The following is a 23,208-nucleotide window of genomic DNA, read 5'->3' on the forward strand; positions in this document are numbered from 1 at the left end:
AGTGGTCTGACCTGATCACAGTTTTAACCAAAAAGTTACATTCAGCCAACCGGGCGACTGAAAAATTGGGAGGGTGGACACGCTTTGGCGGGGGGAAAACTGAGGCTGATGACCAACCTCCCGACGTCACAAAATTAAAGGAGGCATCGTTTAAAACAGGGGAAAAATCAATTCATTGATTTTTGGCTGATAAACATAAAGAAGGAAAAAACATGCTTTTTCCTTCTTTATCAACTATCTAACTTCCCGGAAAGAGAACGTCAGAAAAAATTAACGCAGGCCGAGCTGGAAGATCATGGTTTCAGCCTGGCAGCTGAATATGAAGTCGATATCCAGACGCACGCCTTCGTCGACCTCTGTATAACGCGGGACAATCTGGCACGGCTCAGATTCAACTTCATGCGCTTTTTCGCTCAGCGCGGCCAGCGTTTCGTCTGCCTGCGCTTTGTCGGCGAAAACGCGGCTGTATGTCGCGGTGCAGTCGGTGTTGTCGATAATGGAGCCAACGTCGATACAGCAGCAAACCGGGGTTTCATCGGCGCTATTTTTACTCATTATGATTTCCTCTGTATGCAAAGCCAAAGTGGATTCAACAATTGCTGCTTATTTTACGCCCCTCGTGACGGCCTCTCCAGTCGTTAATTTTGCCTGCGCCCGTAAGTGACCAAAATCACACTTAAAAATGATCTAAAACAAAATTCATACCCTTGTATGAACGCGGCTGGCCGCTATTTTGCCGGGCGGATCTCGTTTTCACGATCAACTTTGAAAAAACTTAGATACAAACTTGCAACATACCATCTGGTCAGACCTATACTCTCGCCACTGGTCTGCTTTCTCTGTATCCGATCAGTCCCTACTATTCGCGTTCCTGTTACCCCGTGTAACATTGTCTGTATAAAAATAAATTTATGAGGTTTTGGTCATGAGCCAGAAAAACCTGTTTACAAAATCCGCCCTCGCGGTTGCAGTGGCAATTGTTTCCTCGCAGGCGTACTCAGCCGGCTTTCAGTTAAACGAGTTCTCTTCTTCTGGCCTTGGCCGAGCTTATTCAGGGGAAGGTGCGGTTGCGGATAACGCTGGTTCAGCCAGCCGTAACCCGGCGCTGATTATGATGTTCGACCGCCCGTCATTTTCCGGCGGCGCGATATTCGTCGATCCGGACGTTAATATTTCTGGCTCATCGCCATCAGGCCGCAGCACCGACGCGGATAACATCGCGCCGACGGCGTGGGTGCCTAACCTGCATTTCGTCACGCCAATTAATGAACAGTTTGGCATTGGCGCATCCCTGACCTCCAACTACGGTCTGGCGACAGAATTTAATAATGATTACGCTGCGGGCTCCGTTGCCGGTAAAACCGACCTGGAAACGTTAAACCTGAACCTGAGCGGCGCTTACCGCTTAAACAGTAACTGGAGCTTCGGCGTTGGCTTTGATGCGGTTTACGCCAGAGCGAAAATCGAGCGTTATGCCGGCGACTTACCACAGCTGATCGCGGGCTCAGGCACATTGCCTCCTCAGCTGGCCGGTCCGGTATCCCAGATCCCTGCCGATACGCAAATCGCCCACCTGAAAGGCGACGAGTGGGGCTACGGCTGGAACGCCGGTATCCTTTATGAAATCGACAAAAATAACCGCTACGGCTTTACCTACCGTTCTGAAGTGAAAATCGACTTCGACGGCGACTATAAAAGCAGCCTGCCTGCCGCTTATAATCCTCTGTTAGGCAGCTACGGGCTTTACGGTACCGGCGGCGAAACTATTCCGGGCGCTCTGACCCTGAACCTGCCTGAAATGTGGGAGCTGTCTGGTTATAACAAAGTCGCGCCGCAGTGGGCTATCCACTACAGCCTGACCTATACCAGTTGGAGCCAGTTCCAGGAGCTGAAAGCCACCGGCAGCGACGGCCAGACGCTGTTCCAGAAAGATGAAAAATTCAAGGATGCGTACCGCATTGCGCTGGGTACCACCTACTTTATGGACAAGAACTGGACCTTCCGTACCGGTATCGCGTTTGACGATAGCCCGGTTCCGGCAAACAATCGTTCTATTTCTATCCCGGATCAGGACCGCCTGTGGCTGAGCGCGGGTACAACCTATGCGTTTAACGACAACGCATCCGTTGATCTCGGCGTCTCCTACATGCACGGTCAGCACGTAGAAATCAAAGAAGGTCCGTACACCTTCCGTTCCGAAGGGAAAGCCTGGCTGTACGGTATGAACTTCAACTACGCGTTCTAAGCGACGCGCAGAAACGAAAAAGGCGAACCTCAGGTTCGCCTTTTTTATGCCTATGCTTTACTGCGAGTCGATATCTTTCAGATCGTCCTGAATCAATGCCGCATTCGGGTTGACCTGCGGAGAAAGCTTGCCGCCGTTCGCTATAAAATCATGACGCTGGAAGTAGGCTTCACGCACCATCAGGTACGGATCGGAAGATTGTTTGAGCAGGCCGTCAGAATCCAGCAGCTGGGCACGGGTTTCGATACCTTCGACCGTCCATTTACCGATAGACATCGGCCAGGTCAGCCAGGAGAGTAACGGATAGAGCGTATCCGCGTAATCGCCGCCTTCATCACGCAGCGTGAAACTGCCATAGAACGGCAGTTGAACATACGGGCCATAGCCGACGCCATAATGACCAAGCGTGGAACCAAAGCGATGCGGCTCTTCACGCTGCAGTTTCGGGTTCGCCATGCCGGCCACGTCGATAAAACCGCCCATGCCAAGCAGGGAGTTCAGGAAGAAGCGGGTAAAATGCACCATGCCCTGATACGGGTCGCCCTGCAGAAAATAGTTCACCATGACGGCGGGTTCTTCAAGGTTGCTGGTGAAGTTGCTTAACCCGTTACGCGCAGGCTGCGGCACATAATCACGCCAGGCAACGGCGACAGGACGAACGATATACGGATCCAACACGTTGAAGTTGAAGTTGTACATCGTGCGGTTGAACCCTTCAAACGGGTCCGAGCGCCCCTGTGGTTCCTGGTCGCCGGAGCTGGCGCAGCCGACTAATAACGTCGTGGCCAGAGCCAGCCCGGTCAGGCGAAAATTCATATGCGTCTCCCTGTTATTGTTTATCTACGCTCTCAGGTTTGATGATAGTCTGACCTGCCTGCGACTTCGCCTGTTCGATGCTCCGTTCCACGACGGCGCGGCGCTGGTCGTTCGCCGGTAATATCCGCAACATTATCTGCCAGGCGCCAATCGCCTCGCGATACTGCTGCTGCTCAAAGGCGTTAAAGGCAAACAGGCTAAGCGCGCGCACGTTAGTATGATCGGATTTCAGCAGCTCGCGCAAAAGACTTTCCCCCAGAAGGTTGTCTTGCGGATCTGCGGAACGGGTCAACACTTCAGCATAGCCCAGCTTTACATCCCCGTTAGCAGGCGACAGTTTATATGCATGTGCAAAGGCTTGTGTAGCGGTTGTTGCGTTATTTAACACCATACCAATTCGCCCGAGCATCATCCAGCCTTCAATATTATCAGGCTCTTGCTGCAAACGGGTGCGCAACCCTAACCCAAGTCGCGCCATATCTTCCATATTTAGCGGCTCGGCGTCGGGATCCATGACGCGCTGCAACAGCCGTGGCGTTTGCTGTGTAACCTGCCGCCATTCGCGCACCTGCTTAATGCCGGATACTTTCAGATAAACCCCAGCGCTTATCGCGATAAGCACAACGGCGCCCGGCAAAAAAATCCAGTAGCTGGCTTCCGGCGCCGGCTCACGGCGCTCGGGCCCTTCGTTTTCTTCACTAAAGTAGACCCGCCGTTTGCGGCTGCGGACCACAATCACGCTAATCCCGCCGACGATAAACAGCGCCGGCAGGAGCCATAAAACGATCGTCGATGGGGTAACCGGCGGCTCATAAGTGACAAAGTTACCGTAGCGCGCGACCATGTAATCAACGATCTGCTGCTTGTTTTTGCCCTGCTGCATCAGTTCATACACCTTCAGACGCATGTCCGAGGCGATCATCGCGTTGGAGTCGGCGATACTGTTATTCTGGCATTTCGGGCAGCGCAGCTGTTCGGTAAGCTGGCGAAACTGCTGCTCCTGCGCTTCATCTTTGAAGGTCCAGGTGTCGATAGCGGCGAAAGCGTAAAAGGAAAACAGCAGCGCCGCGATAAAAAGCAAACCGCGCTTCATGCGCCCGCCTCCTTATTGTATTTATCCCACAGCGGCTTAATTTCCTGCTGCCAGACGCGATCGTTAAGATCGCCCGCGTGACGGTAGCGAACGATCCCTTTGCCGTCGATCAGGAAGGTTTCAGGCGCGCCGTAGACGCCGAGATCCAGCCCCAGCATGCCGCTGCCGTCGAACAGGCTCAGCGCATAGGGATTACCCAGTTCATGCAGCCAGTTAATCGCTTTGCGACGATCGTCTTTGTAGTTCATGCCGACCACGCGGATCCCCTGCGCCTTCAGCCCATTCAGAAACTGATGTTCAGCACGGCAGGTCGGGCACCAGGTCGCCCAGACGTTGAGCAGCACAGGTTTGCCATCCGTCAGCACCGCCCGATCGTATATTTTCTCGGAATTTTCAAGCGATTCGAGGCGGAATACCGGCACCGGTTTGCCTGTCAGCGCCGACTCAAGATCGGTGGGATCTTCGCCCTGCGCATTACGCGCAAGCTGCCACAGCAGCGTCGCCGCCAGCAGCAAAAACAGCGCCAGCGGGATAAACAATACTTTGCGTTTCATGCGGCCTCCGGCATTTTTTTACGCGAACGGTAGCGGGGATCGAACAGGCAGAAAACGCCGCCTAAGGTCATGAGTAATCCGCCAGCCCAAATCCAGCGCACGAACGGTTTGTAATACAGCCGCACCGCCCAGCTGCCGTTGTCCAGCTCTTCGCCCAGCGCGGCGTACAGATCGCGGGTGAAGCCGCCGTCGATGGCCGCCTCGGTCATCATCGAGCGGCTGCTGTTGTAGAAGCGCTTTTCGGCGTGAAGCGTCGCTTCCGGTTTGCCGTTGCGCGTCACGTCGATAATGCCGACGCCGCCGCGATAGTTAGGCCCGGCCAGATCCTGAACGTCGCGCAGCACAAAGTGATACTGATGAATATCGATGCTTTCACCGGCTTTCATGCGCACGTCGCGTTCGACGCTGTAATTCTGGCTGAAGGCGATGCCGACCACCGTCACCGCAAGCCCTGCATGACCAAGCACCATGCCCCAGTGGCTGCGCGGCAGTTTCCATAACCCCTGCAGCAGACCGCGGCGGTGAGTCGCCCGCTCGTAAACTTCCATCAGCGCCAGCACAAAGACCCAGACCGCCATCAGCAGGCCGACCACCGTCATCGCTTCCACGCGGTCCTGCATCAGCCATGGCAGCGTCAACGAAAGCGCCACGGTGACGACCAGCGCCGTCGCCAGGCGTCTGGTAAGCTTCTGCGGCTTATCGCGACGCCAGCGCACCAGCGGCCCGATGCCGAGCAGCAAGGCAAACGGCGCCATCAGCGCGGTAAACATGGTATTAAAGAACGGCTCGCCAATGGAGATGCTGCCGAGCCCCAGCTGCTTATGCACCAGCGGCAGCAGCGTTCCCAGCAGCACCACCAGCATGGCGGCAATCAGCAGCACGTTATTGCCGAGTAAAAACGACTCGCGCGACCACAGGGCATTTCCCACCCGCGAGCGGACTTTGCTGCCCTTTAGCGCATACAACAGCAGCGAGCCGCCGATTACTATCACAAGGAAAGCGAGGATAAACATGCCGCGCGCCGGGTCAGAAGCGAAGGAATGCACCGAAACCAGCACCCCGGAACGCACCAGGAAAGTCCCCAGCAGACAAAGCGAAAACGCGGTAATCGCCAGCAGCACGGTCCACGCCTTAAAGCTGCCGCGCTTTTCCGTCACCGAAAGCGAGTGAATCAAAGCGGTGCCGGCCAGCCACGGCATAAACGAAGCGTTTTCGACCGGGTCCCAGAACCACCAGCCGCCCCAGCCCAGCTCGTAATAGGCCCAGCCGGAACCCAGCACAATGCCGATGGTTAAAAACGACCAGGCGGCGAGCGTCCACGGACGAGTCCAGCGTGCCCATGCCGCATCGAGCTTGCCCGCCATTAGCGCCGCAATCGAAAAAGCAAAGGCAACGGAGAATCCGACGTAGCCCATGTACAGCAACGGCGGATGGAAAATAAGCCCGATATCCTGCAGCAGCGGATTTAAGTCACGCCCTTCGATGGGAAAATCCGGCAGCGTGCGGGTAAACGGATTCGAGGTGAAAATGATAAACAGCAGAAACCCGAAGTTAATCATCCCCATTACGGCCAGCACGCGCGCCCGGGCTTCTTTTGGCATCTCACCGCTGAACAGCGCTACCGCGAACGTCCAGCCGCTCATCAGTAACACCCAGAGCATCAGCGAGCCTTCATGCGCTCCCCACGTCGCCGCCACGCGATACCAGACCGGCAGCTCGGTATTGGAGTTGCCGGCAACATACGCCACGGTGAAATCGTTAATGACGAAGGCGTGTACCAGCACCAGAAACGAGGCGAAAACCGTCAGGAACAGCGCCCAGGCAAGCGGACGCGACGAGGCCATCAGGCGCGCATCGTTACGCTTCACGCCCCACAGCGGATAAACGCCCAGCAGCAATGACCAGCCCAGCGCCAGGCAAAGCAGAAAACTACCGGCTTCAGGCATCATAACGCGCTGTCCTTATAAGCCTGCGGCGCTCGCCGATGATTTTTATTCATCGCCTCTTTCACTTCCGGCGGCGTGTAATTTTCATCATGTTTTGCCAGCACCTCTTTTGCCGCGATCAGATTGCCTTTCTCCAGCACGCCCTGCGCCACTACGCCCTGCCCTTCACGGAACAGATCGGGCAGAATGCCAACGTAAGTCACCTCCACCACGCCGTTAACGTCATAGAGTTTAAAGGTTACCTTGAGCGTTTGCTTATCCCGCTTTACGCTGCCGGGCAGCACCATGCCGCCCACGCGTAGCCGCTGGCCCAGCTCCGGCAGCTGCTGACTTTCGCCTTTGCCATAGAGAATTTCGCCCGGCGTATAGAAGAGATCGATATTGCTGCGTAGCGCATAGAGCACCAGCGTGATAGTGAGCCCTAACCCCACCAGTACGGCGACCGCCAGGTAAAGCCGGTTTTTACGACGAGTATTCACTTACATTGCCTCTGTTTGCTGTTGCGCGCGAATACGCCGTTCGCGCGCCTGCTGGCGCTCCACGCCATTGAGGATTTTACGACGCTGCAATGCTGTATGCACCACCAACGCCAGCAGCGGAATGACCGTAAAAGCGACGGCCAGCCAGACATAAAACGCATAGCCGCCCATCGCTAAAAACTCAGCCCAACTGGTAAACGCACCTTTCATGCTTTGCCTCCTTTTTGTACCAGCGCCAGCACCCACGGGCGGCGACGTTCCTGAAGTAAAATGAGGTTGCGCAGACGCATCAGCGTCAGCGTGACAAACAGCAGCAGAAAGCCAAAGATGGTCAGGCGCAGCGGCGTGCGCATGGCAGGATCGATGCTTTGCTGCATATTGGTTGAGCCCTGGTGCAGCGTGTTCCACCACTCCACCGAGAAATGAATTATCGGCAAATTCACCACGCCCACCAGCACCAGTATGCCCGCGGCGCGCCCGGCCAGGCGGCGATCGTCAAAGGCGTTATAGAGCGCAATGACGCCGATATAAAGGAACAGCAACACGAGTTCTGAAGTCAGCCGGGCGTCCCATACCCACCAGGTTCCCCACATCGGTTTACCCCAGGCGGAGCCGGTTATCAGGGCAATAAAGGTGAAGACCGCGCCAACCGGCGCCATGGCGGCAACGGCCAGATCGGACATCTTCATCTGCCACACCAGGCCGATAAAGGCGGCTATCGCCATCGACGCGTAGATCCCCATCGACCAGATGGCCGCCGGGACATGCAGGTACATGATGCGGTAACTCTGCCCCTGCTGATAGTCGGCTGGCGCATAGACAAATCCCCAGATGCAGCCGACCGTCAGCAAAACCACGCTCGCCACGGCAAGCCAGGGCACAAATCGCCCGCACAGCTGATACAGCCGTTCGGGTTTAGCAAGCTGATGTAACGCTTTCCACATAATTAATCGCTCACAAAAAAAGTAAGTTACTGCACGCTGACGCGCAGCGCCGCCGCCGTAGCAAAGGGGCTTAACGTTGCGCTCCCCGCAAGCAGCGCGCCGAGAATGGCCATATAGCCGTCAACCGGCAGGTTCATCGACGCGGCGTCCATCGCAGCCGTTGCAAAAATCAGGAGTGGGATAGTCAGCGGCAGCACCAGCAGGCTAAGCAGAACGCCGCCGCGCCTTAATCCCACCGTTAATCCCACCCCGGGCGCGCCGAGAAAGCTCAGCGTTGGCGTACCGAGAAGCAGCGTTAACGCCATCACCTGCCAGCTATAAAAATCCAGCCCGAGCAGTAAAGCCGCCAGCGGCGAAAGGATCAGCAGCGGCAACCCCGTAACCACCCAGTGAGCGGTTACTTTCGCCAGCACCACCATGGGTAAAGGCACGGGCAACAACATAAGCTGCTCAAGCGAACCGTCCTGAAAGTCGTCCCGAAACAGCCTGTCCATCGCCAGCAAAGATGCGAGCAGCGCCGCAACCCAGATCACCCCCGGCGCGATGCGTGCCAGCAGCTGTGGCTCAGGGCCGATGCCCAGAGGAAACAAAGTAATAACGATAAGGAAGAACCACAGCGGGTTCGCAATCTCCGCCCCTTTGCGAAAGGCCACGCGCAGTTCCTGCCAGAAGATTCTGCGCATCATGAGCGGCTGTCCTGCAAAACAATCTGCCGCACGGCAGAAAGGGCGAGCGGCTGGTGCGTGGTGAGGATCACCATTCCGCCCTCTCTGGTATGCCGCACCATCTGCTGCGTGAGTTTTTCTATGCCGGGGACGTCAATCGCGGTAAAGGGTTCGTCCAGAATCCAGAGCTTTGCCTTACTCAACCATAAACGCGCCAGCGCCACACGCCGCTGCTGCCCGGCGGAGAGCTGGCTAACCGGCACATCCTCAAAGCCGACTAAACCGGCCTCGGCTAATGCCTGCCAGCGCCGCAAAGCGGGGCAATCCCCGTGAAAGAAACTGAGATTTTCGCAAGCGGTAAGCGCGGATTTGATGCCGGGCTGATGCCCGAGCCACAGTAAATCCTGATGGTAAGCATCACGGCTACGCTGCAGCGTTTGCCCCTGCCAGTGAACTTCGCCCTCTTCGGCCTGAGTAAGCCCGACGAGAATACGTAATAAAGAAGTTTTCCCCGCCCCGTTGCGACCTGCCACCTGCACCATCTCTCCCGCCGAAACGGAAAACGACAGGGCGTTAAACAGCGTTCGCTCGTCACGGGTGCAGGTCAGTTTGATGGCATCAAGCATGGGAAAAATCACTACTTTTCTTAGGGGCGGAAATAATACCACATCATCCAGGCCGCTCCAGGTCAGGCACGACGCCTGGGAGTACTCAAAAGGAGGTAATACACCCATGCCAGATCAAACTTCGGGCGAATTGTCCCATAAGCCGGAACAAGCAGATAAAAACCACTACGCTTAACAGAACGGCAAAAGTGCGGAGTACTGCGAAAAATGAATAAGTTAAAGGAAGAAAAAATCGGGCAGTCCAGCGATGAGCTGGAAGTGGAAAGCGAGGAAAATTCGAGCGGCGAGGATATTGACGTCGATGAGGAAAACCTGCCGTCCAAAGCGATGGCTATCCACGAGCACATTCGTCAGGACGGGGAAAAGGAGCTTGAACGCGACGCCATGGCGCTGCTGTGGTCAGCTATTGCTGCCGGGCTGTCAATGGGCGCTTCGCTGCTGGCAAAAGGCGTGTTTCACGTCCACCTTGATGGCGTACCGGGAAGCTTCCTGCTGGAGAATCTTGGCTATACCTTCGGATTCATCATCGTGATCATGGCGCGTCAGCAGCTCTTTACCGAAAATACCGTCACCGCCGTTTTGCCCATCATGCATAAGCCCACCGGCAGCAATTTCCTGCTGCTGATGCGCCTGTGGGGGATGGTGCTGCTCGGCAACCTGATTGGCACCGGGCTTGCGGCATGGGCCTTTGAATACATGCCCATTTTTGATGAGCAAACGCGGAACGCTTTCGTCACCATCGGCATGGAGGTGATGCACAATACTCCGGGCGAGATGTTTGCCAACGCTATCATCTCCGGCTGGATCATCGCCACTATGGTGTGGATGTTTCCGGCGGCAGGCGCGGCGAAAATCGTGGTAATCGTCATCATGACCTGGCTGGTAGGCCTTGGCAATTTAACCCATATCGTGGTCGGCTCCGTTGAAATTCTCTATCTGGTATTTAACGGCACTATCCCCTGGAGCGATTTCTTCTGGCCCTTCGCCCTGCCAACGCTTGCAGGTAATATCTGCGGCGGCACCTTTATCTTCGCCCTGATAAGCCATGCTCAGATTCGTAACGACATGAGCAACAAGAAAAAGGCCCAGGCTAAAGCTAAAGCGTAAGAGAAGTCGAGGATGGAACAAGGCAGAAAAAGGCGAAACGTGATGCCTGACTGGTCACGTTTCAGGCAAACGGCCTGTTAACCCCTTAACGTGACGCGAAAAGCGGGTATACTACGCCCGCCTGTCCCCTTAGTTAAATGGATATAACGAGCCCCTCCTAAGGGCTAGTTGCAGGTTCGATTCCTGCAGGGGACACCATCAGACTTTATTCAAACCATGAGTTTACTTTCATTGCTCCAGCGGGTGCGGTTGTCCCGGTAAGAGCAGATTTGCTCATTTTACGCCTACCGGTTTCCGGAACCTGCCTGCTCTGCTGCATTCTGTTGCAGAATGGCATAACGAGCAATGAGCTGCTTGAGTCGTATCTCCATCTGAATCTTTACGGCAACAGGTAGCGGCTGCGTAACCGGCGTTTGTGACAGAGCCCGCAGTTGCTCTTCAGCCGGTATAACCTGATTAAATGACTGCATAATAGAAAATATCGCTGTCTTCAGTTCGCTGACCGTCATGTATTTGCCCTTCCGTTCTATGGAAAGACGCCAGCCGCTTTACCAAACCGGCCATCACTCCCATGGACCGCCCCAGACTCAATATCGGCTGCAACCGACCGGGAAAAACGAAGCTGTTTCTGCGTCGAAGCAAGCCAGGTCAGCAACACTCTGTCCGTAACTTCAGGAAAGCGGCGTTTTTTCAGAGACCTGCAAGTATAACGGGCACTGCCCTGTCAACCTCAAACAACCATGATTCCTGCAATCTGGCACAGCCCCGGATGTTAAAGGTATAATCCCTTCTACTATTCAACGGGCCTCAGAAAAGATTATGACAAAACTCACACTACAAGAGCAGATGCTTAAAGCTGGATTAGTCAGCAGCAAAAAGATGGCTAAGGTGCAAAAAACGGCCAAGAAGTCGCGCGTTCAGGCTCGTGAGGCGAGAGAAGCGGTGGAAGCCAATAAGAAGGCGCAAATCGAACGTGATAAGCAGCTCAGCGAACAGCAAAAGCAAGCCGCTTTATCTAAAGAGTATAAAGCGCAGGTTAAGCAGCTGATTGAGATGAACAGGATCGTGATTTCTCGTGGCGATATTGGTTACAACTTCACAGATAATAATCTCATTAAAAAAATATATGTGGATAAGGCTACCCAGGCTCAGTTAATTAACGGCCGGCTGGCGATTGCTCGTCTGGTTACGGATAATAATGCAGACGGAGAATACGCGATTATTCCTGCAAGCGTAGCCGATAAAATTGCGCAGCGCGATGCGAGCAGCATTGTATTAAACTGCGAGCTCAGCCAGGAAGCGAAAGATGAAGACGATCCGTACGCCGATTTTGTCGTGCCTGACGATTTGATGTGGTAGGTAAAGTTTATTCCATCTCTGATGCAAGGGATAAGAACTTTAAGCTAAGCCGCTGGGGCATTAACCGGAATGCTCCAGCTGGGTTATTTTAGTTTAATCATTTTGAATGGCTAATGCCTGGTCGAACGCTTTTGCGAGTCTGAGTCATATCTGATCTGTAAGACGGCTTTATGCCAGGAGTGGACGCTTCTAACACCGCGGTGTGTTAATCATTGGGTAGCTTGTCATAACCGTTTAAAACCCAAAGGATTAATAATTCAGGCACAGCGACGACTTCGTGTTGAGGTTTAGTTTTCGCTATGAAGTCGCAAATGATATAGGTATTACGTCACCTCAACTTGCTATTGATCCAGTATTTTTTGAAAGGGATAATTCAGCTGCATCCACAAAACTGGATGTTCCGGATTGGCGTCTGGTAAACGGCAAACCGGCAACGAGAACTCGCGGAACGTGAGGATATTTTTGCTTTAAGCAGCACATTTCTCAATGACGGAGCGGGCTTAAAATCCGCCATTATCTATTCCGGGCCGGGTAGCGCCTGTTTAAACAACAAGGCTGGGAATGTCAGGCGTAATGGAAAACGAAAGCCGATAATGCTTTACCAGATCCTGGCCGGATAAAATTACTCCGACGCTCCGCCTGCTTTTATCTTACAAAGCTGCGAACGACAACCCCCTGCTCTTCAAGCAATGCTCTGATCTTTTTCGCCATCTCTACCGCGCCGGGGCTGTCGCCGTGCACGCAAATTGAATCGGCTTTTATTGTTGTAAAAGTCCCTTCAATGGAGCTGACTCCGCCTTCCTTTATCAGTTGCAGCATACGCTTTGCGACAAACGTCGCATCTTGTAACACAGCGCCAGCTTCACTGCGGGAAACGAGCGTGCCGTCGGAATGATAAGCGCGATCGGCAAAGGCTTCTGAAACGGTACGCAGCCCCTTTTGTTGCGCCAGCTCCAGCACGCGTGAGCCCGCAAGCCCTGCCAATGGCAGCGTGGCATCAACAGCAAGAATGCCTTCGATAACGGCCAGCGCCTGGCGCTCGTTATGAGCAATGGTGTTATACAGCGCGCCGTGCGGTTTAACGTAGCTTACAGCTGTGCCTGCCGCCCGCGCCAGCCCCTGCAAAGCCCCAATCTGGTAGACGACGTCAGCCGTTAGTTCGTCGCTGTCAATATCCATATTGCGGCGGCCAAAACCAACCAGATCCGGATAGGAAACGTGAGCGCCGACCACGACACCTTTAGCCTGAGCGGCACGCAGCGTTTCAAGAATGCCAGCAGGCGAGCCCGCATGAAAGCCGCAGGCCACATTTGCGCTGCTGACCACGTTTAGCATCGCGGCGTCGTTGCCCATCGTCCACAGGCCGAAACTTTCACCGAGATCGCTGTTTAGATCTATCGCCCTGCTCATCGCTGCCCTCTTAGTCCCGTTTTCAGTCAGAAATTAGCACAATCCCGGCTACTTGCGCAGCGGCACGTCCTTCATCAGCAGCGACAGCAGGAAGGCGAAGACCACCACAACCGCAGAAATGATATAGACCGAGTGAAGCGCCGAGCCGAACGCCTGAAGATAATCATCGCGCAGCGCTACCGGCAGCTCGTGAACCGCATTCGCGCTTAGCTGCCGCGGCAACTGAACGTCTGCCGGGATCAGTACGGCAAGTTTATTTTGCAGCACGTTCGTGAATATCGCCCCAAATGCCGCCACGCCAATTGAACCGCCAATCTGGCGGAACAGCGTCGCGCTGGAGGTAGCCACGCCGATTAGCTTTTGTTGCACGCTGTTTTGCACCGCCAGCACCAGAACCTGCATCACCATGCCGAGGCCGCAGCCCAGCAGCGAGATATAAAGGTAAAGAATATATATCGGGGTGTCGATTTTTAAGGTGCCCAGCAGCCCCATGGCGATAAACGTCAGCAGCGTGCCCATAATCGGGAAGATGCGGTAGCGGCCGATTTTACTGATGATCCGCCCGCTGACAATAGAGGTGAGCATCAGCCCGCCCATCAACGGCAGAAGCTGCATCCCGGCTTGCGACGGCGTGGAGAATTTTACAACCTGCAGATAGAGCGGCAGGAAAGTCATGGAGCCAAACAGCGACATGCCGATAATAAAACCGATCAGGCAGCTCAGCAAAAAAGTGCGGTCGCGGAACAGCCCCAGCGGAATAATCGGCTCAATGGCCAGGCGTTCCTCATAGATAAAGCCGCCAAGCGTAACGACGAAGAAAGCAAAAATGCACCACAGCTGCGGGTCGGACCAGGCCATTACCGTGCCGCCCTGGCTGGTAAAGAGGATTAGGCAGGTTAACGAGACGGCAAGATACCCTGCCCCAAGGAAGTCGATTTGATGGCGAATACGCGCCGTTTGCGGTTTAAGCACCGCGCCGATAATCAGCAGGGCAAAAATCCCCAGCGGCAGGTTGATATAAAATATCCAGCGCCAGGAAAAGTGTTCGACCAGAAAACCGCCGATAAGCGGGCCAATCACCGTCGCCAGTCCGAATACGCCGCCAAACAGCCCCTGATATTTTCCGCGTTCGGCCGGGGGAATGACGTCGCCTACCGCCGCCATCGTGACCACCATCAGGCCGCCGCCGCCCAGCCCCTGCAAGGCGCGCATCAGGATAAGCTGGGTCATGTTCTGCGCCAGGCCGCAAAGCACCGAGCCGAGTAAAAACAGGACTATTGCCGTTTGCAGCACGATCTTACGGCCGAGAAGATCGCCAAATTTACCGTACAGCGGCACGACAATAGTTGAAGCCAGCAGATAGGCGGTCACCACCCAGGAGAGTTTTTCCAGCCCGCCCAGCTCCCCGACGATGGTCGGCAATGCCGTGGAGACAATCGTCTGGTCCAGCGCGGCCAGCAGCATCACCAGCATAAGCGCGGAGAACAGCAGGCGAACGGAAGTGGCGCGCTGCGGATTATCTTTCTGCGAAGAGACTGTCACCGTCATAGGCATTGTCAGCTTGTAATTAATTAACTGGATAATTAATATTGATAGAATACTTTCACCCGGTCAATGGATCCCATACAAAATGACAGGCAATAACGGCGGTGAAAACTCCGAAAGTAACGTAAAAGGCGCCCGAAATCGCCGCCGCCCGGGGCGGCCTGCCGGGGGAAATAAACGCGCTGATAAACGCGACTTGCTGCTTGATAGCGCGCTGAAGCTTTTTGCAGAACAGGGTATCGCCCAGACACCTTTAAATGTCATCGCCGCGGATGCAGGCGTTACGTCCGCCATGCTGCATTACTATTTCAAAAACCGCGAGCAGCTATTAGATGTACTGATCGATGAGAGATACCTTCCGGTACGCGCTTCAATGGGCGGTGTTTTTGAGCAGCACCCTGACGATCCCGTTAAGGCCCTGACGGCTCTGACCCAGAAATTTATTACCGTTTCACTGGAACATCCGTGGTTCGCGCCGCTGTGGATAAGAGAAGTGCTTAGCGAAAGCGGGCTGCTCAGGGAAAGAATCGATGCGCGGGCTGGCATCCAGGAAAAGAAAACGGCGCTAATGTGGATCCAGAAATGGCAGGATGAAGGACGATTAAACGCCGGACTCCAGCCGGAATTTTTATTTACTTCTCTGTTTGGCTTAACGCTGCTTCCCGTGGCTCGTCTTCAGCATGACTGGCGCAAGGGAGAGGGGTCGCTCACCGCAGAGATGCTTTCCCGGCATATAGCAGCGCTGCTGGCCTCGGGAGTCGGAGGCAAAATACCCGGTTAGCCTCTTCGCGTTTTACTGATAAAAACCCGCAAGCAGCGCATCTCAGCTGCATTCTGCTGCGACGAGTCTGGAATTACTCTTCCTGATTGACCCTGTCGCCGCGCGTGGTTGGCTCAGAGATCACCAGAAATTCGGCGTTGTCCGAAGAATCATTTCTCGCCTGATGCCTTGCCTGCGGCGGCACGGAAATCCCTTCTCCGGCGCTAACTACATAGAACTCGCCTTCCAGCTCCATGGTTAACTCACCCGCAAGGACAAAAAAGAACTGCTGAGCCACGCAATGATAATGCCGCTGCTCCGTTCTCCCGGCGGGCATTTTTTCGTGAATGATGTGCAGCGACGCCCCTTTTACCAGATGCCAGCCGTCGCAGTCCCCGCCCCAGCTGTAATGTTCTGCGTTTTGCTTTGAAACAATCATTTTTTACCCTGGCATAGTAATTATTTTGCCGCTTAGCGGCGTGATATTTTTCAGTCTAAAAAGTCAGGTGCATGAACAGAATAAACCATTTAACTCATTGCTTCTCCTACAAATTATATTACGCTGGCGCTTTCAGTCATTTTCTGAAAAAACGACAACCGTCACATTTTGACGACACTTGTTTTCCCTAAAGATTTGGGAGTACATTAGCGCCGGCTGGCCGCCTGCGCGGCCAGAGAATGCAATATGAGACGGCCGGGACATGGGTGAAGATATTCCTGAATGTCCAACCGGCGGTTTCACTTTTCTATACTGATTTATTCTGGCGATCAAAGCGCGTTAACCCGCGCGGAGCAATGCGAAGTGAAATATTTTCTGATGGGTATCTCGGTCATTCTGGTGTTGTGGGTCGGTACTTTTGTGATGATGGTTGAATAATATCCCACGCAGCAAGCTAAAACAGGAGCCAAAGGCTCCTGTTTTCGTTTATCGCGCATCAGCAATTGTCGGATGGCGCCCTGAGGTTCGTATAGGATGGAAAGCGCAAGCACTATCCGGCCTGAGACCCATGTAAGATGGATAACGCAAGCACCATCCGACCTGAGGTCCATGTAGGGTGGAAAGCGCAAGCACCATCCGATCTGAGGTCCATGTAGGGTGGATAAGCGCAAGCGCCATCCACCAAAACGGAACTATTCTGTAGCCTCAGAAGAGCTTTTACTACCGGCAGGCAGCAGGCCATCAGCACGGAACATCGCTTTAATGCCGCGCACCGCCTGGCGAATGCGGTCGCGGTTTTCAATCAGCGCGAAACGCACATGGGTATCGCCATAGTCGCCAAAACCCACGCCCGGCGAGACGCACACTTTCGCATCCTGCAGCAGCTTTTTGGCAAACTCCAGCGAGCCCATCGCCGCATACTGCTCCGGGATTTTCGCCCAGACGTACATCGACGCTTTCGGGCATTCCACCATCCAGCCCGCCTCATGCAGGCCTTTTACCAGCACGTCGCGGCGGCGTTTATACTGCTCGGCAATATCACGCACGCACTGTTGATCCCCTTCCAGCGCGGCGATGGCCGCAACCTGCAGCGGAGTGAAGGTGCCGTAATCGTGATAACTCTTGATACGTGCCAGCGCGCTCACCAGCTCCCGGTTTCCTACCATAAAGCCAATGCGCCAGCCCGCCATATTGTAGCTTTTCGACAGGGTGAAGAACTCTACCGCCACGTCGCGTGCGCCCGGCACCTGCATAATCGACGGGGCTTTCCAGCCGTCGTAGACAATATCGGCGTAGGCCAGATCGTGTATCACCAGCACGTCGTATCGTTTTGCCAGCGCGACTACTTTTTCGAAGAATTCCAGCTCAACGCACTGCGCCGTCGGGTTAGAGGGAAAGCCGAGGATCATCATTTTCGGTTTTGGATAGCTTTCGCGAATAGCGCGTTCCAGCTCGTTGAAGAAATCGACGCCTTCCACCAGCGGGACGGAGCGTACCTGCGCGCCGGCAATCACCGCCCCGTAGATATGTATCGGATAGCTCGGGTTCGGCACCAGGACGGTATCGCCATGATCGAGCGTGGCGAGCATCAGGTGCGCCAGCCCCTCTTTGGAGCCAATCGTCACAATCGCTTCGCTTTCCGGATCGATATCCACCTCGTAGCGATCTTTGTACCAGCGCGAAATAGCGCGGCGTAAACGCGGAATACCGCGTGAGGTGGAGTAGCCGTGCGTGTCGTCACGCTGCGCCACCGTGCAGAGTTTTTCCACGATGTGCGGTGGGGTTGGGCCATCCGGGTTGCCCATACTGAAATCGATAATGTCCTCGCCGCGGCGACGCGCCGCCATTTTCAGCTCGGCGGTAATGTTAAACACATACGGCGGAAGACGATCGATACGCGAAAAACGGCGTGCAGGAGTGGTGTCAGCCATAGATACCTCAGATTACGTAAGCGCCCGGACCGTCCGAGCGACGCTGCCACGTTGTTGTGGCATGACCAGAAAATAGCCTGAATAAAAATCATCTGTCGAGGGGCTAAGCAAAATATTTTTCTTCCCGCCCAAAAGCGGAACTTTCATTTGAAACTAATCACTGTTTCATTTAAGCAAAGAGGCATATATTAACCCTGTTGCAACAAACCAATAACTCTTACCTTACGATGAAGTGGAGCCCTGGCATGAACCTGCACATTGATGATTTACCCCAAGCTATTGGTGAGATAAAACAGCGGCTACGCCAGGCGCTGCCCAATTACGCGGAAGTATTCGCAGCGCTTGAAGCGGATATGAAGCGCCAGATCGCAACGATTCACGCTGAACAAGCGCGAGGCGAAAATCCCGTCCCGCAGATTCATGCAGACGACATCATTCACCACCGCGTCAGCGAGCAGCAAAAAGCGCTGATCCGCCAGCGCGGATGCTGCACCATAAAAGGTGTTTTCCCGCAGGCGCAGGCCCGCGCCTGGAACGAGGAGATCGGCGATTATCTCGAGAAAAATAATTTTGTTGAGAAGCTGAAGAACGCCGCGGAAGATAACTATTTCGGCACGCTTGCCGCCAGCAAGCCGCAGATTTACGGCATTTACTGGTCTAAGCCGCAGGTTGAAGCGCGCCAGCATGAACGCATGAAAGCGGTGCAGGTTTTCCTCAATAATCTGTGGGAAACGCAAAGCAACGGCAAGCAGCATTTTGATGCCGATCGCGTAGTAAGCTACGCCGACCGCACGCGTCGCCGCCCGCCTCGCTCAACGTCTCTGGGACTTTCTCCCCATGTGGATGGCGGTTCGGTAGAGCGCTGGCTGGATGAGAATTTCCGCCACGTGTATCGCCACGTTTTCTCCGGCGACTGGCAGAGCTATAACCCGTTTGCAGCAGAAGGCCGCACGGAAGTGCGCGAGTTTCCTTCTCCGGCGGTTTGCTCCATGTTCCGTACCTTCCAGGGGTGGGCGGCGCTAAGCCCGCAGCGTAAGCACGGCGGCACGCTAAACCTGCTGCCGATTGCCAACGCCATGGCCTATATTCTGCTGCGTGCGCTGCAGGATGATGTGCCGGAAGCGTCGCTTTGCGAGGCCAGTCCGGGACGCGCGCTTTCCATTAACGAACAATGGCATCCCCTTTTATTAACAGGGATTTCCTCAATTCCTGATATGGAAGCGGGCGATACGGTCTTCTGGCACTGCGATGTGATTCACTCGGTGGAGAACGAGCACCTGGGTGAATTCGACAGCAATGTGATGTACATCGCCGCAGCCCCCTGGTGCGAAAAGAATGCGGCCTATCTGGAACGTCAGTGGCCTGCGTTTGTAGAAGGCAAATCCCCGCCGGACTTCGCGGCCGATGATTTTGAAGTGGATTTTGTCGGGCGCGCCACGCCTGCGGATCTGACTGCCGCGGGGTTTGAGCAACTGGGCGGTAAATAAGAAGTTTCCCCTCACTCTGACCCTCTCCCCGAAGGGGTGAGGGAACCGGATCGAGACAATTTTTCCCTTCTCTATATGGGACAAGGAGACCGGCTCGGGGCACTTTTCCTTCCCCATATCGGACGGGGAGTCATGTATTTCCCCATTTCCCTTCTCCCTTCTCCCTTCTCCCTTCTCCCTTCTCCCTTCTCCCTTCTCCCTTCCAGCGAAAAAGCCGGGATGAGGACGGGCAGACAGCGCTTTTCTGGCAACCCCGACGTAATTTCCTTATCATGAACGCTCTCCCCCTGGCATGCGAGTAACCCGTGCACGAAATTTTTAATATGCTGCTGGCGGTTTTTGACCGGGCGGCGTTGATGCTTATTTGTCTCTTCTTCCTGATCCGCATCCGTCTGTTTCGCGAGCTGCTGCACAAAAACGCCCATACGCCCAAAGAGCTGCTGGCCGTTACCGCCATTTTCTCTATGTTCGCCCTCTTCAGCACCTGGTCCGGCGTGCACGTTGAAGGCTCGCTGGTTAACGTACGCATTATCGCGGTGATGTCCGGCGGTATTTTATTTGGGCCGTGGGTGGGCATTATTACCGGCCTGATTGCCGGGATGCACCGTTACTTAATCGATATTGGCGGCATCACCGCCATTCCATGCTTTATTACCAGCATCGCCGCCGGTTTTATCTCCGGCTGGATCAACCGCAAAATCCCTAAACAACAGCACTGGCGCGTAGGCATTATGGCCGGCATGGTATGCGAAACCCTGACCATGATTCTGGTAGTGCTGTGGGCGCCGTCTATCGCTCTGGGCTGGGATATCGTGTCAAAAATCGGTATTCCGATGATTCTGGGTACGGTCTCTATCGGTTTTATCGTGCTGCTGGTACAAAGCGTCGAGGGCGAGAAAGAGGCAAGCGCGGCGCGCCAGGCAAAACTTGCGCTGGATATCGCCAATAAAACCCTGCCCCTGTTTCGTAAGGTAAACAGCGACGCTTTGCGTCAGGTTTGCGACATCATCCGTCAGGATATCAACGCCGATGCGGTCGCCATTACCAATATCGATAAAGTGCTGGCCTACGTTGGCGTCGGTGAAAAAAACTATCAACAAAACGATGTCGGCATCAGCCCGCGCACCCAGCAGGCGCTGCGCGACGGCAAAATCATTATTCGCAACGATGACGAGGCGTACCGCACGCCGGAAATCCACTCGCTTATCATCATTCCGCTGTGGGAAAAAGGGGTGGTGACCGGCACGCTGAAAATTTACTATCGCCACGCGCACCAGATTACGTCCACCCTGCAGGAGATGGCGGTCGGGCTGTCGCAGATTATCTCAACGCAGCTTGAAGTTTCACGCGCCGAGCAGCTGCGCGAAATGGCCAACAAGGCCGAGCTGCGGGCGCTGCAAAGCAAGATTAACCCGCACTTTTTGTTTAACGCGTTAAATGCTATTTCGTCGTCGATTCGCCTTAATCCGGACACCGCGCGACAACTGATATTCAATTTGTCGCGCTACCTGCGCTATAACATTGAGCTAAATGACGACGAGCAGATCGACATCAAAAAAGAGCTTTATCAGATTAAAGATTATATCGCCATCGAGCAGGCCCGCTTTGGCGATAAACTGACGGTGATTTATCACATTGATGAAGATGTGAATTGCCTGATCCCAAGCCTGCTGATCCAGCCGCTGGTAGAAAACGCGATTGTGCACGGTATCCAGCCCTGCAAAGGCAAAGGTGTTGTTACCATCAGCGTGGAAGAGAGCGGTAACCGGGTACGCATCGCGGTAAGAGACACGGGCAACGGCATCGATCCGCAGGTCGTTGAACGCGTGAACGCCAACGAGATGCCGGGCAATAAAATTGGTCTGCTCAACGTGCATCACCGGGTGAAATTACTCTACGGAGAAGGTTTACAAATTCGCCGCCTGGAGCCGGGTACCGAGATTGCGTTTTATGTGCCCCACGCGGTGAATGCTGTGCCCTCGGGCCTGCTGCCGCTGGAAGGAGGCAGAGCATGAAAGTCATCATCGTAGAAGACGAGGTGCTGGCCCAGCAGGAGCTAAACTGGCTGATTAAAGCGCATTCACAGATGGAGATCGTCGCCACGTTTGACGACGGCCTGGACGTGCTGAAATACCTTCAGCATCACGAAGTGGACGCCATTTTTCTGGATATCAACATCCCTTCCCTCGATGGCGTGCTGCTGGCGCAGAACATCAGCAAATTCGCCCATAAGCCGTTTATCGTGTTTATCACCGCCTGGAAAGAGCACGCGGTTGAGGCGTTTGAGCTGGAAGCGTTCGACTACATTCTGAAACCCTACCAGGAATCGCGCATTATCGGCATGCTGCAAAAGCTGGAGGCCGCCTGGCAGCAGCAAAAGGCGCCACACGCAACGGGCCAGAACAGCCGCGAAAACGTCACCATTAATCTGGTGAAGGATGAACGCATCATCGTGACGGATATCAACGATATCTATTACGCCGAAGCGCACGAGAAAATGACCTTTGTGTATACGCGGCGCGAGGCTTACGTAATGCCGATGAATATTACGGAGTTTTGCAACCGCCTGCCGGAAAGCCATTTTTTCCGCTGCCACCGCTCTTACTGCGTGAACCTGAGCAAGATCCGCGAGATCGAACCGTGGTTTAACAACACCTACATTCTGCGCCTGCGGGATCTGGATTTTCAGGTGCCGGTAAGCCGCAGCAAGGTAAAAGAGTTTCGCCAGTTGATGCGGCTGTAGAAAAGCGTGAACGGGCGCATGACTATGCACCCGAAAGGATTACAAAATTTGTCCCAGCGTCTGACGCAGATGCGCGCCCGCTCCCAGCAGGCCCGGCTGGTCGTGAACAATCAGATAAACCGGGATGCCTTTCACATAATCTTTAAAGCGCCCTTTATCTTCAAAGCCGCCACGGAAACCCGAGGCCTTAAAGAAATCGAGGAAGCGCGGCACGATACCGCCTGCGATATAGATGCCGCCGAAGCAGCCGAGCGTTAACGCCAGATTGCCGCCGAAGCGCCCCATTATCACGCAGAACAGCGAAAGCGCGCGCTTACAGTCGGTGCAGCTGTCTGCCAGCGCATGTTCGGTGATATCTTTTGGTTCGTAGAGTTCCGGCTCACGACCGTCCGATTTCACAATCGCACGGTAGAGGTTGACCAGGCCCGGGCCTGAGAGAACACGCTCTGCCGACACGTGGCCCAGTTCGCCACGCAGCTCTTCAAGGATAATGCCCTCCTCTTCACTGTTTGGCGCAAAATCAACGTGACCGCCCTCGCCCGGCAGGCTTACCCAGCGTCTGTCAACGTGGACAAGGTGCGCGACGCCAAGACCTGTACCCGCGCCGTAAACGGCGATCGGTTTACCTGCCACCGGTTCGCTGCCGCCGAATTTGATCAGATGTTCGCTTTTGATCATCGGAATGGCCATGGAGACCGCGGTAAAATCGTTAATAATTTCCAGGTGTGCAAAGCCGAGATTCTTTTTCATTTCGGCGATGGAGAATTGCCAGGTGTGGTTGGTCATCGCCACCCAGTCGCCGGTTATCGGGCATGCGATAGCGATACAGCCGTCCGTGACCGCTGCGTTGTGCTCTTTAAGATAATGCGTCACCACCGCTTCCAGGCTCGGAAAATCGAGGCCGGAGTAGGTTTTTGCCTGGGTGATATCGCCATTTTCAACGTTACACAGTGCAAGACGCGCGTTGGTGCCGCCAACATCTCCCACCAAAGCATATTTGGTCATTCTTCTACTGCTCCGCTAAAGTCAGAATAAGTTCTGGCGACACTGTAAAAAAAG

The 23,208-nt window shown here is 54.6% G+C and carries 23 protein-coding genes, 1 tRNA gene and 1 pseudogene; 9 read left to right on the forward strand and 16 right to left on the reverse strand.

Going from position 1 to position 23,208, the window contains the following annotated elements; all coding sequences use genetic code 11:
* Window positions 1-270: 270 nt before the first annotated feature.
* Window positions 271-555 carry a YfcZ/YiiS family protein gene (locus WLO31_RS14450; protein WP_435927309.1) on the reverse strand — a complete coding sequence of 95 codons (285 nt, stop codon included), beginning with the start codon at window positions 553-555 and terminating at the stop codon, window positions 271-273.
* Window positions 556-925: 370 nt separating this feature from the next.
* On the opposite strand from WLO31_RS14450, the gene fadL reads away from it, so the two are divergent.
* Window positions 926-2,245, forward strand: a complete 1,320-nt coding sequence (gene fadL, locus WLO31_RS14455; protein WP_435927311.1) for a long-chain fatty acid transporter FadL — start codon at window positions 926-928, stop codon at window positions 2,243-2,245.
* 57 nt (window positions 2,246-2,302) lie between these two features.
* On the opposite strand, the gene mlaA is transcribed toward fadL, so the two are convergent.
* The 9 genes from mlaA to ccmA are packed head-to-tail and all read right to left on the reverse strand — an operon-like array spanning window position 2,303 to window position 9,368.
* Window positions 2,303-3,061 (reverse strand): phospholipid-binding lipoprotein MlaA, encoded by a 759-nt coding sequence (mlaA, locus tag WLO31_RS14460; protein ID WP_435927312.1) that lies wholly within the window; start codon window positions 3,059-3,061, stop codon window positions 2,303-2,305.
* Between the two features lie 13 nt (window positions 3,062-3,074).
* Window positions 3,075-4,154, reverse strand: a complete 1,080-nt coding sequence (locus WLO31_RS14465) for a cytochrome c-type biogenesis protein CcmH (RefSeq protein WP_435927313.1) — start codon at window positions 4,152-4,154, stop codon at window positions 3,075-3,077.
* Window positions 4,151-4,708, reverse strand: a complete 558-nt coding sequence (gene dsbE, locus WLO31_RS14470; RefSeq protein ID WP_435927314.1) for a thiol:disulfide interchange protein DsbE — start codon at window positions 4,706-4,708, stop codon at window positions 4,151-4,153. The genes WLO31_RS14465 and dsbE overlap by 4 nt, the downstream gene beginning before the upstream one ends.
* The gene (locus WLO31_RS14475) at window positions 4,705-6,657 is read right to left on the reverse strand and encodes a heme lyase CcmF/NrfE family subunit (RefSeq protein ID WP_435927315.1); all 1,953 of its coding nucleotides are present in this window, start codon (window positions 6,655-6,657) and stop codon (window positions 4,705-4,707) included. The genes dsbE and WLO31_RS14475 overlap by 4 nt, the downstream gene beginning before the upstream one ends.
* The gene (gene ccmE / locus WLO31_RS14480) at window positions 6,654-7,133 is read right to left on the reverse strand and encodes a cytochrome c maturation protein CcmE (RefSeq protein WP_435927316.1); all 480 of its coding nucleotides are present in this window, start codon (window positions 7,131-7,133) and stop codon (window positions 6,654-6,656) included. The genes WLO31_RS14475 and ccmE overlap by 4 nt, the downstream gene beginning before the upstream one ends.
* On the reverse strand, window positions 7,134-7,343 hold the full coding sequence (gene ccmD / locus WLO31_RS14485) for a heme exporter protein CcmD (protein WP_435927317.1): 210 nt from the start codon (window positions 7,341-7,343) through the stop codon (window positions 7,134-7,136).
* Window positions 7,340-8,077, reverse strand: coding sequence for a heme ABC transporter permease (locus tag WLO31_RS14490; RefSeq protein ID WP_435927319.1), 738 nt, complete (start codon window positions 8,075-8,077; stop codon window positions 7,340-7,342). The genes ccmD and WLO31_RS14490 overlap by 4 nt, the downstream gene beginning before the upstream one ends.
* Before the next feature lie 26 nt (window positions 8,078-8,103).
* A complete protein-coding gene (ccmB, locus tag WLO31_RS14495; RefSeq protein ID WP_435927320.1) occupies window positions 8,104-8,763 on the reverse strand; it encodes a heme exporter protein CcmB in 660 nt (219 codons plus the stop codon).
* A complete protein-coding gene (gene ccmA, locus WLO31_RS14500) occupies window positions 8,760-9,368 on the reverse strand; it encodes a cytochrome c biogenesis heme-transporting ATPase CcmA (RefSeq protein WP_435930620.1) in 609 nt (202 codons plus the stop codon). Before ccmA ends, ccmB begins: the two co-directional genes overlap by 4 nt.
* 207 nt (window positions 9,369-9,575) lie before the next feature.
* On the opposite strand from ccmA, the gene WLO31_RS14505 reads away from it, so the two are divergent.
* Together WLO31_RS14505 and WLO31_RS14510 are read left to right on the forward strand one after the other, a co-directional pair.
* Window positions 9,576-10,475, forward strand: coding sequence for a formate/nitrite transporter family protein (locus tag WLO31_RS14505; protein WP_435927321.1), 900 nt, complete (start codon window positions 9,576-9,578; stop codon window positions 10,473-10,475).
* A gap of 123 nt (window positions 10,476-10,598) precedes the next feature.
* Window positions 10,599-10,673, forward strand: a tRNA-Arg gene (locus WLO31_RS14510).
* Window positions 10,674-10,759: 86 nt separating this feature from the next.
* On the opposite strand, the pseudogene WLO31_RS14515 reads toward WLO31_RS14510, so the two are convergent.
* Window positions 10,760-11,002, reverse strand: a pseudogene (locus WLO31_RS14515) (VasL domain-containing protein); the annotation flags it as partial.
* Window positions 11,003-11,294: 292 nt separating this feature from the next.
* Here WLO31_RS14515 and WLO31_RS14520 point away from each other — a divergent pair.
* Window positions 11,295-11,834, forward strand: a complete 540-nt coding sequence (locus WLO31_RS14520) for a DUF2058 domain-containing protein (RefSeq protein ID WP_435927322.1) — start codon at window positions 11,295-11,297, stop codon at window positions 11,832-11,834.
* 645 nt (window positions 11,835-12,479) lie between these two features.
* Here the strand turns inward: WLO31_RS14520 and WLO31_RS14525 are convergent.
* Window positions 12,480-13,244 (reverse strand): LamB/YcsF family protein, encoded by a 765-nt coding sequence (locus WLO31_RS14525; RefSeq protein WP_435927323.1) that lies wholly within the window; start codon window positions 13,242-13,244, stop codon window positions 12,480-12,482.
* A gap of 48 nt (window positions 13,245-13,292) precedes the next feature.
* Complete coding sequence (locus tag WLO31_RS14530; protein WP_435927324.1) at window positions 13,293-14,792, reverse strand: MDR family MFS transporter; 1,500 nt, start codon at window positions 14,790-14,792, stop codon at window positions 13,293-13,295.
* A gap of 82 nt (window positions 14,793-14,874) precedes the next feature.
* On the opposite strand from WLO31_RS14530, the gene WLO31_RS14535 reads away from it, so the two are divergent.
* Window positions 14,875-15,570 (forward strand): TetR/AcrR family transcriptional regulator, encoded by a 696-nt coding sequence (locus WLO31_RS14535; RefSeq protein ID WP_435927325.1) that lies wholly within the window; start codon window positions 14,875-14,877, stop codon window positions 15,568-15,570.
* A 73-nt stretch (window positions 15,571-15,643) separates the two neighbouring features.
* Here the strand turns inward: WLO31_RS14535 and WLO31_RS14540 are convergent, their stop codons facing one another.
* The gene (locus WLO31_RS14540; protein ID WP_435927326.1) at window positions 15,644-15,988 is read right to left on the reverse strand and encodes a cupin domain-containing protein; all 345 of its coding nucleotides are present in this window, start codon (window positions 15,986-15,988) and stop codon (window positions 15,644-15,646) included.
* A 282-nt stretch (window positions 15,989-16,270) separates the two neighbouring features.
* On the opposite strand from WLO31_RS14540, the gene ypdK reads away from it, so the two are divergent.
* On the forward strand, window positions 16,271-16,426 hold the full coding sequence (gene ypdK / locus WLO31_RS14545; RefSeq protein ID WP_435927327.1) for a membrane protein YpdK: 156 nt from the start codon (window positions 16,271-16,273) through the stop codon (window positions 16,424-16,426).
* A gap of 254 nt (window positions 16,427-16,680) precedes the next feature.
* Here ypdK and alaC read toward each other — a convergent pair whose 3' ends face one another.
* Window positions 16,681-17,919 carry an alanine transaminase gene (alaC, locus tag WLO31_RS14550; protein ID WP_435927328.1) on the reverse strand — a complete coding sequence of 413 codons (1,239 nt, stop codon included), beginning with the start codon at window positions 17,917-17,919 and terminating at the stop codon, window positions 16,681-16,683.
* Window positions 17,920-18,164: 245 nt separating this feature from the next.
* On the opposite strand from alaC, the gene WLO31_RS14555 reads away from it, so the two are divergent.
* The 3 genes from WLO31_RS14555 to WLO31_RS14565 all read left to right on the forward strand — a co-directional run bounded on the left by WLO31_RS14555 (window position 18,165) and on the right by WLO31_RS14565 (window position 22,149).
* A complete protein-coding gene (locus tag WLO31_RS14555; protein ID WP_435927329.1) occupies window positions 18,165-19,406 on the forward strand; it encodes a DUF1479 domain-containing protein in 1,242 nt (413 codons plus the stop codon).
* A gap of 305 nt (window positions 19,407-19,711) precedes the next feature.
* Window positions 19,712-21,421, forward strand: a complete 1,710-nt coding sequence (locus WLO31_RS14560; RefSeq protein WP_435927330.1) for a LytS/YhcK type 5TM receptor domain-containing protein — start codon at window positions 19,712-19,714, stop codon at window positions 21,419-21,421.
* Window positions 21,418-22,149: a LytR/AlgR family response regulator transcription factor gene (locus WLO31_RS14565; protein WP_435927331.1), complete on the forward strand. Its 732-nt coding sequence runs from the start codon at window positions 21,418-21,420 to the stop codon at window positions 22,147-22,149. The genes WLO31_RS14560 and WLO31_RS14565 overlap by 4 nt, the downstream gene beginning before the upstream one ends.
* A gap of 39 nt (window positions 22,150-22,188) precedes the next feature.
* Here WLO31_RS14565 and glk read toward each other — a convergent pair whose 3' ends face one another.
* Window positions 22,189-23,154 carry a glucokinase gene (gene glk, locus WLO31_RS14570; protein ID WP_435927332.1) on the reverse strand — a complete coding sequence of 322 codons (966 nt, stop codon included), beginning with the start codon at window positions 23,152-23,154 and terminating at the stop codon, window positions 22,189-22,191.
* Window positions 23,155-23,208 lie beyond the last annotated feature (54 nt).

Origin of the sequence: Dryocola sharpae (assembly GCF_051307055.1) — a bacterium.
Lineage (GTDB): Bacteria > Pseudomonadota > Gammaproteobacteria > Enterobacterales > Enterobacteriaceae > Dryocola.